This window comes from Pseudobutyrivibrio ruminis CF1b (assembly GCF_000424005.1).
Taxonomy (GTDB): domain Bacteria; phylum Bacillota; class Clostridia; order Lachnospirales; family Lachnospiraceae; genus Pseudobutyrivibrio; species Pseudobutyrivibrio ruminis_C.
The window spans coordinates 18,780-30,870 of record NZ_AUJB01000016.1; the positions used below are offsets into that span (position 1 = coordinate 18,780).

Annotated in this window: 13 protein-coding genes; all 13 read left to right on the forward strand. The window is 39.1% G+C overall.

Going from position 1 to position 12,091, the window contains the following annotated elements:
* The first annotated feature begins 98 nt into the window (after nucleotides 1–98).
* The 13 genes from G592_RS0112755 to G592_RS0112815 all read left to right on the forward strand — a co-directional run bounded on the left by G592_RS0112755 (nucleotide 99) and on the right by G592_RS0112815 (nucleotide 11,997).
* Nucleotides 99–1,457 (forward strand): circularly permuted type 2 ATP-grasp protein, encoded by a 1,359-nt coding sequence (locus tag G592_RS0112755; protein WP_051194921.1) that lies wholly within the window; start codon nucleotides 99–101, stop codon nucleotides 1,455–1,457.
* Nucleotides 1,439–2,113 carry an alpha-E domain-containing protein gene (locus tag G592_RS0112760; RefSeq protein ID WP_028248153.1) on the forward strand — a complete coding sequence of 225 codons (675 nt, stop codon included), beginning with the start codon at nucleotides 1,439–1,441 and terminating at the stop codon, nucleotides 2,111–2,113. Before G592_RS0112755 ends, G592_RS0112760 begins: the two co-directional genes overlap by 19 nt.
* Entirely contained in the window at nucleotides 2,110–2,922 is an 813-nt protein-coding gene (locus G592_RS0112765; RefSeq protein WP_028248154.1) for a transglutaminase-like domain-containing protein, read from the forward strand. The genes G592_RS0112760 and G592_RS0112765 overlap by 4 nt, the downstream gene beginning before the upstream one ends.
* The gene (locus G592_RS0112770) at nucleotides 2,897–3,874 is read left to right on the forward strand and encodes a M14 family metallopeptidase (RefSeq protein WP_028248155.1); all 978 of its coding nucleotides are present in this window, start codon (nucleotides 2,897–2,899) and stop codon (nucleotides 3,872–3,874) included. The genes G592_RS0112765 and G592_RS0112770 overlap by 26 nt, the downstream gene beginning before the upstream one ends.
* Nucleotides 3,871–4,797 carry a M14 family metallopeptidase gene (locus tag G592_RS0112775; protein ID WP_028248156.1) on the forward strand — a complete coding sequence of 309 codons (927 nt, stop codon included), beginning with the start codon at nucleotides 3,871–3,873 and terminating at the stop codon, nucleotides 4,795–4,797. The genes G592_RS0112770 and G592_RS0112775 overlap by 4 nt, the downstream gene beginning before the upstream one ends.
* A 169-nt stretch (nucleotides 4,798–4,966) precedes the next feature.
* The gene (locus tag G592_RS0112780; protein ID WP_028248157.1) at nucleotides 4,967–6,169 is read left to right on the forward strand and encodes an ABC transporter substrate-binding protein; all 1,203 of its coding nucleotides are present in this window, start codon (nucleotides 4,967–4,969) and stop codon (nucleotides 6,167–6,169) included.
* 68 nt (nucleotides 6,170–6,237) lie between these two features.
* On the forward strand, nucleotides 6,238–7,116 hold the full coding sequence (locus tag G592_RS0112785) for a branched-chain amino acid ABC transporter permease (protein WP_036952973.1): 879 nt from the start codon (nucleotides 6,238–6,240) through the stop codon (nucleotides 7,114–7,116).
* A 9-nt stretch (nucleotides 7,117–7,125) separates the two neighbouring features.
* Nucleotides 7,126–8,253, forward strand: coding sequence for a branched-chain amino acid ABC transporter permease (locus G592_RS0112790; RefSeq protein WP_028248159.1), 1,128 nt, complete (start codon nucleotides 7,126–7,128; stop codon nucleotides 8,251–8,253).
* On the forward strand, nucleotides 8,254–9,042 hold the full coding sequence (locus tag G592_RS0112795) for an ABC transporter ATP-binding protein (RefSeq protein ID WP_028248160.1): 789 nt from the start codon (nucleotides 8,254–8,256) through the stop codon (nucleotides 9,040–9,042).
* A 1-nt stretch (nucleotide 9,043) separates the two neighbouring features.
* Nucleotides 9,044–9,748, forward strand: a complete 705-nt coding sequence (locus tag G592_RS0112800) for an ABC transporter ATP-binding protein (protein WP_028248161.1) — start codon at nucleotides 9,044–9,046, stop codon at nucleotides 9,746–9,748.
* A 28-nt stretch (nucleotides 9,749–9,776) separates the two neighbouring features.
* A complete protein-coding gene (locus tag G592_RS0112805) occupies nucleotides 9,777–10,478 on the forward strand; it encodes a gamma-glutamyl-gamma-aminobutyrate hydrolase family protein (protein WP_028248162.1) in 702 nt (233 codons plus the stop codon).
* 17 nt (nucleotides 10,479–10,495) lie between these two features.
* Nucleotides 10,496–11,485 (forward strand): guanosine polyphosphate pyrophosphohydrolase, encoded by a 990-nt coding sequence (locus G592_RS0112810; RefSeq protein ID WP_028248163.1) that lies wholly within the window; start codon nucleotides 10,496–10,498, stop codon nucleotides 11,483–11,485.
* A gap of 5 nt (nucleotides 11,486–11,490) precedes the next feature.
* Nucleotides 11,491–11,997 carry an FUSC family protein gene (locus G592_RS0112815; protein ID WP_028248164.1) on the forward strand — a complete coding sequence of 169 codons (507 nt, stop codon included), beginning with the start codon at nucleotides 11,491–11,493 and terminating at the stop codon, nucleotides 11,995–11,997.
* The last annotated feature ends 94 nt before the right edge of the window (nucleotides 11,998–12,091 follow it).

A 12,091-nucleotide genomic window follows, 5' to 3' on the forward strand; every position in this document is an offset into this window, starting at 1 on the left:
TCTTTGAATTTCCGTATACTTTAATCAAACAAAGGCGTTTTGAGTCACAATTGTGGCTTGAGGCGCCTTTTTATTTTACAGAAAGGAGGAGAGAGAGCATGACAACATACGCAGACATTTTTAGTAAAAAAGAACGGGTTGAGGATATGGAAATCTATGCAGGTTCTGGGGCTGTTAATGAGCAATTGGCCAGGTATGGTGTTAAGTTTGGAATTTATAAAAACAATGAATTCAAAGAGCAGCTTTTTCCGTTTGATATGATTCCAAGAATCATTGATAAGGATGAGTTTACTTACCTTGAAAAGGGATTGAAGCAAAGAGTTGTAGCTCTAAATTGTTTTATTAACGACATCTATGGCGATAAGCATATTGTTAGAGACGGCATCATACCGGAGGAATTCATTTACGCCGGTAGCGGATACTTACCTCAGTGCGATGGAATTAAGCCACCAAAGGGAATATATGCCCACATAGCAGGTATTGATTTAGTTCAGGCGAAGGATGGAGACTGGTATGTTCTGGAGGATAATCTAAGAATTCCTTCAGGCGCATCTTACCCAATGATTGCGCGAATGATTTCCAGAAGAAGTTCACCGGATCTTTTTACAGGAAAACATGTTGAGGATAACAGAAACTATGCCGCTATGCTACGTCGTACTATGGACCATGTGAATATGGGAGGACACACGGTCATCTTGACTCCAGGCAGATATAATGCAGCTTATTTTGAACACTCGTATCTTGCAGAAAAGACAGGTGCGCATTTGGCTTCTGGACACGAGCTGATAGTTGAAAATGATCACTTGTATTTTATTGATTATTCTGGACGTAAAGAGAGAGTAGGAGCTGTATACAGACGAATATCAGATGAATATCTTGACCCAATGACCTTTAGGAAGGATTCAGTAATTGGCATTCCTCACATTTTTGATATTTACAGAAAGGGAAATGTTGCACTTATCAATGCACCAGGAAATGGTGTGGCTGATGATAAGGGAATATATTATTTCGTTCCAAAGATGGTGAAGTATTATTTGGGAGAGGAACCAATATTACAGAATGCACCAACCTATTTACCATATTACAAAGAGGATATGAAGTATGTGCTTGAGAACTTTGACAAGCTAGTTTTAAAGGATGTGGCAGAGGCTGGTGGTTACGGAGTAGTGTTCGGCAGCAAGATGAGTTCAGAGGAAAAAGTAAACTTCAAGGAGATGTTGAAGAGTGAGCCTCGAAGATTTATTGCACAGGAGGTTATAGATTTTCTGGATATCGATATCATGGAAAAATGCGAGCTTCTTCCAAGAAAAGCGGACTTGAGAGCCTTTGTACTTATGGGGGATGAACCAATGGTATGGAAAAGTGGATTGACCAGATTTTCCAGAAATCCAGATTCATTTATTGTTAATTCTTCGCAGGGAGGAGGATTTAAAGATACATGGGTATTATCTCAGTAGAGAACACAGACAGATTATACTGGCTTGGCAGATATACAGAGCGAGTGTATACAACTATAAAGGTTTTTGAAGCCAGATTTGATTCAATGATTGATATTGATGATTTGGAGTACGAAAAGTTTTGTGAAAGTCAGGATATTCCAAACATCTACAAGAGCAAGGAGGATTTTGTTGCTCGATATTGCTTTTCTTTGGAGGATGAGAATTCAATCTTTTCTAACCTGATGAGGGCCTATGATAATGCGATTGTGCTAAGGGAAGAAATCGGAAGTGAATCCCTTTCATATATCCAATTGGCGGTATATGCCATGAATCAGGCGGCAATTAACAAATCACCATTAATTGGCTTGCAGCATGTGACGGACAATATAGCTGCATTCTGGGGAATGGCGGATGATGACATTGAGGAGTCCTCAATACGGAACATGATACGTGTTGGTAAGCTTGTGGAACGAATTGATTTATATTCACGACTAAAAGTATTTCCGGAGAGGATTCGTAAGGAGACAAGAAGACTAACTAATCGTATCGATAAAAGCACCATGCGATATGACAGTACGAGGATGGCACACATAAATTATCTGGTCCAGTTGGATGATATGCCTTATGAGACGTTAACAGATGAGATTGAACAATTGGTAGGTGAGGAGCTTTGAAAAAGCTACAGTTTGGCTATCATATGAAGCTTACTTTTAGTGACTACGTAAAAAATCATAGATTTTCACTTAAGTGTGTTCCACATGATAATGATTTACAAAAAATTGAAAATATGTCGGTGGAGGTATATCCAGATAATGTGACCAGTGAGGATGAGGATTCCTACGGAAACATTACCTTATTTGGATATACAAATGAGCTCCATAACAGTTTCGGATTTGACGTAAAAGGAATTGCCGTAACTGGCAGAGAAGAGTACGAGAAAGCAGATGAACTTCATAAGATAGGTATATTTAAGTACCAGACTCAAAAGACAAAACCGGGGCTCAGAATATTGGAGTTCTATCAGAAATTAGATTTAAAAAGATTTGGTAGCGCCACTGATAAAGCCACAGCCATCATGGATAGCCTCAGTGAAGCCTTTCAGTATGTTCAGGGAATTACAGATATGGAAACCACTGCGGAGGAAGCATTCGCAGGTGGATGTGGAGTATGTCAGGATTATGCCCACATTATGCTTTCATTATGCAGGATGGAAAGAATTCCTTGTCGATATGTGGCGGGAATGATGATGGGAGAAGGATTATCCCATGCATGGGTGGAGATATGGAATGAAGGCAGATGGATTGGCTATGACCCTACAAATCATAAGCTTGTAAATGATGAGTATATTAAGATTTCCAACGGACGGGATTCGGAGGATTGTCTCGTAAATCAGGGTATATTCACGGGAAATGTCAGTCAGATGCAGGAAATTAATGTTGTGGTAGAAGAGGTTTTTGATGAATGGAATAATAGAATCAATTGAAGATGTGGTACGACTTTCCCTTCCAGTGGATGAAGAATTCGTAATTACGAAGCACAGGCTGATGTCATCTAAAAAGGAAGGACTCAGACGAATTTGTATAGTGACCGGAATTCATGGAGATGAACTTGAGGGACAATATGTCTGCTATGAGCTGTCAAGGCGTATTAGAGAATGTGCAAGCAGCTTAAACGGCATAGTAGACATATATCCTGCCATGAATCCCTTTGGAATTGATTCTATAACTAGAGGAATTCCAGCCTTTGATCTTGATATGAACAGGATATTTCCAGGAAATTTCGAGGGAGATATGAATGAGTATGTGGCATCAAGAATCATCGAGGAACTGGAGGGAGCAGACCTTGTAATTGATATTCATGCCAGCAATATTTTCCTGACGGAAGTTCCACAAATTCGTATAAACGAATTGAATGCAGATGTGCTTGTTCCAATTGCCAAAAGAGCAAACATGGATTTGATTTGGGTACATGGAGCAAGCACAGTTCTTGAGTCTACACTTGCATATTCTCTTAACAACAAAGGAACGAATACACTTGTTGTGGAGATGGGTGTGGGAATGAGAATCACGGAAGAATATGGAAATCAGCTTACAGACGGTATTTTTTCTCTTATGAGCGAACTGGGAATATGGACTGGAGAGGTGCCTGAAATAAGAAATGCTATAGTAGCATATGACGCCAATGAAGAAGATGTATGCTATCTCAATGCTCCTTGTTCCGGAATTTACATGAAGGAAAAGGACCATGGAAGCAGGGTGAAAAAAGGAGAATCTGTAGGTAAAATTATTAATCCATTAAGTGGGGCTGTATTGGCAGAAATAACGGCTCCTGAGAAGGGGATGATTTTTACAGTCAGGGAATACCCAGTAGTTGAAGAAGGTTCTCTGATGGGACGAATTCTCAAAGAAAAAGTATTATTGGAGAATCAGGTATGAAGGAAGAAACTATTTATTCGTTTAACGGATTATACAGAGACAGCTTCCGGGTGAAGGGCTTTAAATTTGGAGAAGGTGAAAAATCAGTCTGCATCGTTGGAAGTCTGAGAGGTAACGAATACCAGCAGATATACGTGTGCAGCTTGTTGATAAAGGAACTAAAGAAGCTTGAAGAAGCGGGAAAGATTAGGCAGGGCAAATCAATCATGGTAGTTTCCTGCGGAAATCCATATTCTGTAAATATCAAGAAACGATTCTGGAGCATTGACAATACAGATATAAACAGGATGTTTCCAGGATATGATAAAGGCGAGACCACACAGAGAATCGCTGCAGGAATATTTAACCAGATAAAGGATTACAGATATGGAATTCAGTTTGCATCCTTTTATATGCCAGGGCATTTTGTGCCGCAGGTAAGAATCATGAAAACTGGAAATGAAAACGTGGAGATGGCGAAGGAGTTCGGATTACCATTTGTGGTACTTCACAACCCAAGACCCTTTGATACAGCAACCCTAAACTACAACTGGCAAATCTGGGACACCTTTGCCTTCTCTATTTATACTTCCAGTACGGAAAAGATAAACAGGAAAAGCGCCAGACAGGGAGTGGATGCAGTCCTTGCATTCCTGGAAAAAGAAAAAATAATAGATTATGAAAACAGTCAGGGATGTCAGTCTAAAGTGATTGACAGTAATAATTTTATTAGTGTCAGAACCAGTTCGGCAGGCTTTATGGAATCGCTGGTTCAGGCAGGAGATGTGGTTATCAGGGGACAGGTAATGGCACATGTCACAGAGCCACTAACAGGTGATATCATCCAGATTGTGACAGCACCGGAGGATGGCATCATAGCCTTTGAATATGATAGCCCGATAGTGTATCAGAACACAGCGGCTTTTAAATTGATACCATTATAATGATTGCCAAATGTTAAATATAAATTGTATTGACATTAATGGGCATAACTAATAAAATACAGAAAAATATATTTTGCTTTCGACAAAGGCGTCGCTATTTTTTAGCGGCGCCTTTTTGCGTATTCATATATGCATTTCGAAAGTGAAATTACCAAGGAGGAAATGTAATATGAAAAGATCTAAATTGTTTGGAATCGCTCTTGGATGTTTGATGGCTGTGAACCTGATTGGCTGTGGTGCGTCTTCATCGTCCTCTTCAACCGGCTCAGATGCGGCATCAGGAGATACTATAAAGATTGGAATCTTTGAGCCAAAGACAGGTGAGAATGGTGGCGGTGGCGCACAGGAAGAATTGGCTATCGAATATGCGAATTATGTTCGCCCAACCGTAACTGTTGGAGGTAAGGAATATAAAATTCAACTTGACTGGCAGGATAATCAGTCAGATAAGACAGTGGCAGTTACAGCTGCACAGAAGCTTATCGCTGACGGCGTTGTTGGAGTTGTAGGTGGATACGGTTCAGGTGTATGTATAGCAGCAGGTTCTTACTATTCCAATGCAAAGATTCCAGCAATCGGAACATCCTGCACAAATGCAAATGTTACTCTTGGAAATGATTACTACTTCAGAGCATGTTATCTTGATCCATTCCAGGGCGAGGTAATGGCAAACTGGGCATACAGTAATGGCTTCACAGAAGTAGCAACAATCGATAACATCGGTAACGAATATACATCAGGTCTAGTAAAGACCTTCACAGATTCATTCACAGCTTTAGGTGGTACAGTTGTAGATTCGGAAACATTCCAGACAAACGAAAGTGATTTTAAGGCTATTCTTACAAACATAAAGAACAGCGGTGTTAAGGCTGTATTCGCTCCTACTGATTATCTTTATGCTCCACTTCTTTTGAATCAGGCTCATGACTTAGGTCTTGATGTTCAGTGGATTGCAGGAGATACCTGGTATTCAAACGTTCTTATTCAGGATGCTGGTGATAATGCAAATGGAGTTGTAGCTGATACATTTTATTCAGAGGGTGGTAATCCAGAATTTGATGCAGGCTTTAAGGAATGGCTCAATGCAGATGCTTCAAGAAAAGCTACCAACCTTGATACAGATGCAATTGTAGGTAATCATGCAGTATCCTACGATGCATACATGTTGTTATGTGACGCTATCGAAGCTGCAGATTCATTAGAGGGTCCGGCAATTAGAGATGCGCTGGCTGCTTTGGATGAGAGCGAAGGATACGCATGCGGACCATACAAATTTGATGCTAATGGTGATGCAATTAAAGATACATCATACATCTGCCAGATTACTTCTGGTGAATGGACATATCAGAGTACTGAGACAGTACAAAAATAGCATTTGATTGCAAAATGGGGCTGTGCATTACACACAGCCCTAAAACTATAGATAAGGTGGAAAACTATATGATTTCATATTTGTTGCAGCAGCTTTTGAATGGATTATCCTTAGGAGGAGCCTATGCACTCATAGCTATTGGTTACACTATGGTATACGGAATACTTAGGATGATTAACTTTGCTCACGGCGATGAATTCATGATGGCAGGATACTTCATGATTTTTTCGTTAGCTGTTTTTCCTTGGTATTTTGCGATACCTTTTGTCATTTTATGCACAATCGTACTAGGTGTGGTAATCGAGAGAGTAGCATATAAGCCACTTAGAAATGCACCTCGTATGTCTGTAATGATTAGTGCCATAGGAATATCATATCTATTACAGAATCTTGCAAACTATCTTTTTACAGCAATGCCTCAGAGCTATCCTCAGATTGATATCCTAAAACATGTTTATACATTCGGAAATATAAGTGTTTCCAGAGTAACTATAATAGCCCCAGTGCTTACCATAGTTCTTACATTCCTACTTATTATGCTTGTAAATCATACTAAACTTGGTATGGCCATGAGAGCCTGCAGTAAGGATCAGGAAACTGCAAGAATCATGGGAATTAAGGTTGATAACATCATTACAACAACCTTTGTAATTGGATGTGGTCTGGCAGCTGTAGGTTCAATTCTATATTTCACAGACCGCAATACAGTTCAGCCTTATTCCGGCTCACTTCCAGGATTGAAATGCTTTGTCGCAGCAGTCATAGGTGGTATTGGAAATATTCAGGGTGCTGTTATTGGAGGATTTATTGTAGGTATCTGCCAGATTGTCATCACGGCTATGGGTTATTCAGTATTTAGTGATGCTTTTACCTTTGCCTTGCTGGTACTTATTCTTATATTCAGACCATCAGGTTTGTTTGGTGAAAAAGCGGTACAGAAAGTGTGAGGTAGGCATATGAAAGTAAAAGAGAAGAGAAACTTAATACTCAGCATAGCAGCGGTTTTACTATGCTGTTTATACTTATTTATTTTGGAGTCTGATAGTGTGGCTCATTCCTATGCAATTACCATTATTGAAAGAAGCTGTATTTATGCAGTGGCAGCTGTATCCATGAATTTAATTATTGGATTCACTGGACAGTTTTCACTTGGAACAGCTGGTTTTATGTGCATTGGAGCATATATCACTGGTGTCTTAACTATTCCTGTAGAGATGAGAGACCAGATTTTCTACCTGTATGGAATGGCATCATGGCTACATGATATCAAGCTTCCACTTATCGTAACTCTTATTTTATGTGCAGTGGTCTGTGCAGGAATTGCAGCCTTGATTGGCTGGCCGGTGCTTCGTTTGAAGAGTGATTATCTGGCAATAGCAACTCTTGGTTTTTCAGAGATAATAAGAGCAATTTTTGGCTGGGATGGCTTGGGAAAAATTACAAATGCATCTTATGGAGTTTCTAATATTCCAGAGTTTAAAAGTATTTTTGAATGCGTTATTATTTCGGCTGTCTGTATTGTTATTATGATTCTTTTGGTGAACAGTAGTTATGGACGTGCTTTTAAAGCGATTCGTGATGATGATGTTGCTGCTGAAGCTATGGGAATAAATCTATTTAGAACCAAGCAGCTTTCATTTGTTGTATCAAGTGCCTTTGCCGGAGTGGCAGGAGGACTTCTAGCAGTATATATGAGATCAGCAGTTACAAGTACATTCACTGTTGCTTTGACATATAACATTTTGTTGATGGTAGTACTTGGTGGAATTGGAAGTATAAGTGGTTCGATTCTGGGAGCATTTATAGTAACTGGTTCGCAGGAGTGGTTACGTTTCTTAGACAGAGAGTACACCTGGTCAGAACTTATTCCAGGCATTGGAAATACAGGCTTTGGTGCCATGAATGTTCCTTTGCTACGAAATGGATTTCGAATGGTTGTGTTTAGTTTACTTCTTATGCTGGTGGTACTTTTTTGGAACCATGGACTTACAGGAAGTAAAGAGATTACTTGGGACAGATTAATAAATGGTGCTAAGAAACTAATGCGAAGCAAGAAAGAAAAAGCTGTATCGGAGGCTGAATAGATGGCAGATAAAAACGTAGTATTAAATATAGAACATCTTACCATGCAGTTTGGAGGTGTAATTGCTGTCAATGATCTTTCAGCACAGGTAAAAGAGGGCGAGATAGTTGCTCTAATTGGACCAAACGGAGCGGGAAAAACTACAGCTTTTAACTGCATTACAGGTGTGTATCATCCAACTAATGGAAAGGTGGATTTTTGCGGTGAAACTATAGCAAACAGCTTTAAGATTTCTCATACACCAGATGAAATTACAAAGCTTGGTATTGCCAGAACCTTTCAAAATATAAGACTGTTTCCAAAACAGTCAGTTTTTGACAATGTGTTGATAGCAAAGCATATGAGGGCAAAGCAGAATCCTTTTACTGCTACATTTAGATTAAATAAGAGTGAGGAGCAGCGAAGCAGAGAAGAAACCTGGCAGCTTTTAAAAGAGCAGGGGCTGGATAAGTATGCTGACTGGGAGGCAGGAAGTCTTCCATATGGAATGCAAAGAAGACTGGAGATTGCCAGAGCACTTGCTACAGGGCCAAAGCTTTTATGCCTTGATGAGCCTGCTGCTGGTATGAATCCACAGGAGACAGATGAGCTTGCTGAATTCATCTGTCAGATAAGAGATAAGTATAATCTTACAGTACTTTTGATTGAGCATCATATGAATCTTGTAATGGGCATTTCAGATCATATTTATTGTATAGATTTTGGAAAAATGATTGCGCAGGGTAAGCCGGAAGCTGTTGCTTCTGATCCAAAGGTTATTGAAGCTTATCTTGGAACACAGGAGGAATGAGATGCTTGAGATTAAAGGATTATCTATAAATTATGGTGGAATAGAGGCTGTAAGGGATATAAGTTTTGTGGTCCCATCAGGACAGATTGTAACTTTGGTTGGTGCCAATGGTGCAGGAAAATCAAGTACACTCCGTTCAATCATTGGTCTTGTAAAGGCAAAGTCAGGAAGTATAAAGCTTGCAGGTAAGGAGTTGATGGGTTCCAGCACAGATGAAATTGTTCGAAATGGAATAACACTTGTTCCAGAAGGACGTCATGTATTTCCAGACCAGACAGTTCTTGAAAATTTAAAAATAGGAGCTTATCTGAGAAAAGGAAATCTGGATGAAGACATAGAAAAGGTTTATTCCATCTTCCCAAGATTAAAAGAAAGATCATGGCAGGCTGCCGGAACTTTATCAGGTGGAGAGCAGCAGATGCTTGCTGTAGGACGAGCTCTTATGGCAAATCCTAAGCTTATTATGATGGATGAACCATCACTGGGACTTGCTCCAATAATCGTAAACGAAATATTTGAAATTATTAAAAGAGTAAATGAGGCTGGAACTACGGTTTTACTGGTAGAGCAAAATGCAAATATGGCATTACATGTGGCAGATAAAGCCTATGTTATTGAAAATGGCAGAATTACCATTGAAGGCACTGGTAAGGAACTGTTAAAGGATGAAAGAGTAAAGAAGGCATATTTGGGTACAACGGCATAAGTACAAGTATTAAATTCGGAGGTAAAAATTGAAACCGGTTATTGGATTAATACCTTTGTATGATGACGAAAAAGAGAGCTATTGGATGCTTCCAGGATATATGAAGGTTGTGGAAAAATGCGGGGGACTTCCTATAATGCTTCCCCTTACCACAGATAAAGAAGAGCTTGAACAGGCATATAACCTTTGTGCTGGTATTCTTTTTACTGGAGGACATGATGTATCTCCCACACTGTATGGTGAGAAAAAGAAGAGTACCTGCGGCATGGATTGTTTTGAAAGGGATTCCATGGAATGTTTTCTTTTGAAAAAATGTATTGAAGATGACAAACCATTACTTGGAATATGCAGAGGTATTCAATTCGTAAATGCGTATTTAGGAGGAACACTTTATCAAGATCTTCCTACAGAATATCAGTGTAAAGTGGAGCATCACATGGAACCTCCATATGACAGGGCGGCCCATAAGGTTGAAATATTAAAAGGGACAAAGCTGGCAGAAATATTGGGCGAGGGTATTCATGAAGTGAACAGTTATCATCATCAGGCCATAAAAGAATTATCACCTGAGGTGGAAAAGATGGCAGTATCAGAGGATGGACTTGTTGAGGCAATAGGAGTGAAAAATCAAACATTCGCTATAGCTGTTCAATGGCACCCAGAGTTTTCTTATGAGAGTAATGAGGACAGCATGAAGCTGGTAAGTGCTTTTATAAATAAATGTAAATAATGTACGGAGAAGGCAGCATGATTAAACTTAATGACTATTTATATGACGGAGAAACAATTTTTAGGATACTTCAGAAATACATAGATGATTTGGAATCAAATGCGCTAGAAACTCATAATCAGATTGATTTGGTACACTGCTCATTTCTTGAAACTATTTATGAGTTGTTAGAGCATAATGAGTTTTTGACTTCCCAGTCCCAGAGAATTCGTGAGTTTTATAAGTACATGGTGGTGGAGTATCCATATCTGGCTTTTACATTTAAGGGAAGAATAAAATCTATTATCAGATCTGAGGAAAAGTTTAACAGGTACATTGTAGATTTTATTTATGATTATTATCAGATGTATCATCACTTTCCAGCACTTCAGGAAATCAAGGAGAAGCTCAGCTGTTTCAGAGACATAATTGCATACAGGATAGTTATCTCTTTGCCTAAGTGTCATTTGAAAGAAGGACAGAATATAGAAGAGGAAGAGATTAAACTCTTATATGAGATTGCAAATAAATTACCGACCTTCCTGGAGGGGCAGGGATTTACCATTGTAAAAGCAAATACCACCGGACGAGAGTGCTCGGACCTTTTGGATATGAGTTTGTGGACCACCTATAGAGACTATGTTTATAAGCCAACAAGTGCAGGCTACAGGTCTTTACATTTGACTTTGTTTGATGATATGGCAAGGTGCCATGTGGAGGTTCAGCTAAGAACAAAATCAATGGATGATAGTGCAGAAATTGGTGTATCAAATCACCTGAGATATGTGGAGTCACAGGAACAGGAAAAGAATAGAAGACAGGAGATTCCTGTAGGCGAATGTAAATACTTTGATGAGGCTTATGAGAGAGTTGTTTCACTGGAGGATATAGAGTTGTCAGAGCTGGATGTAAATATGTTTACAGCGGTGAATAACAGTTTAATTAATGATGGCTGTGGTCTTTTCAGAGGACGACAGATTTTACCTTTCGAACATTTGTCAAGATTTCAAAATGGATTGGTGGATTAAAACTATTGAAGAGACTGAAAGAATTACATTTAGAGTTTCCAAGAATTGGAATGCGAATAATTAAATCTTCCATAGCAGTTCTTTTGTGCTTTGTAGTTGATTACTTTCGAAATGGAGCAGGAATTGTTTTCTATTCACAGTTGTCTGCTCTATGGTGCATGCAAGCCACAAAGGAGAGCACGATTAAGAATGCAAAGCAGCGAATGATTGGAACATTTATTGGGACCTTCTATGGGTTTCTTTATATTGTTATTAAGCAATTATTTTTGCGGGAAATAGGAACCTATGATTATATTGGCTCTGTTATGATTTCTGCGATGGTGATTCTTGTTATCTATTCCTCGGTAATAATAAAGAAAAAGCAAGCGTCATATTTCTCCTGTGTGGTTTTCTTAAGTATTGTTGTAAATCACATTGGGGATTCCAATCCATATTTATTTGCCTGCAACAGATTTTTGGATACTGTAATAGGTATTGCAATAGGCGTGCTGGTAAATATTTTAGGATTCTGACAGAGATGGCACACCTGAGGGTGTGCTTTTTAATTGACAGGGGTTATAAGGTATACTAGAATCATTTTTGTTGTAGATTGAAAATTTAATAGGT

What these genes read in the sequence shown, in the direction of transcription:
- G592_RS0112755 (WP_051194921.1), top strand. Translation starts at nt 99, where the DNA reads ATGACAACATACGCAGACATTTTTAGTAAAAAAGAACGGGTTGAGGAT.
- G592_RS0112760 (WP_028248153.1), top strand. Translation starts at nt 1,439, where the DNA reads ATGGGTATTATCTCAGTAGAGAACACAGACAGATTATACTGGCTTGGC.
- G592_RS0112770 (WP_028248155.1), top strand. Translation starts at nt 2,897, where the DNA reads ATGAATGGAATAATAGAATCAATTGAAGATGTGGTACGACTTTCCCTT.
- G592_RS0112775 (WP_028248156.1), top strand. Translation starts at nt 3,871, where the DNA reads ATGAAGGAAGAAACTATTTATTCGTTTAACGGATTATACAGAGACAGC.
- G592_RS0112780 (WP_028248157.1), top strand. Translation starts at nt 4,967, where the DNA reads ATGAAAAGATCTAAATTGTTTGGAATCGCTCTTGGATGTTTGATGGCT.
- G592_RS0112785 (WP_036952973.1), top strand. Translation starts at nt 6,238, where the DNA reads ATGATTTCATATTTGTTGCAGCAGCTTTTGAATGGATTATCCTTAGGA.
- G592_RS0112790 (WP_028248159.1), top strand. Translation starts at nt 7,126, where the DNA reads ATGAAAGTAAAAGAGAAGAGAAACTTAATACTCAGCATAGCAGCGGTT.
- G592_RS0112795 (WP_028248160.1), top strand. Translation starts at nt 8,254, where the DNA reads ATGGCAGATAAAAACGTAGTATTAAATATAGAACATCTTACCATGCAG.
- G592_RS0112800 (WP_028248161.1), top strand. Translation starts at nt 9,044, where the DNA reads ATGCTTGAGATTAAAGGATTATCTATAAATTATGGTGGAATAGAGGCT.
- G592_RS0112810 (WP_028248163.1), top strand. Translation starts at nt 10,496, where the DNA reads ATGATTAAACTTAATGACTATTTATATGACGGAGAAACAATTTTTAGG.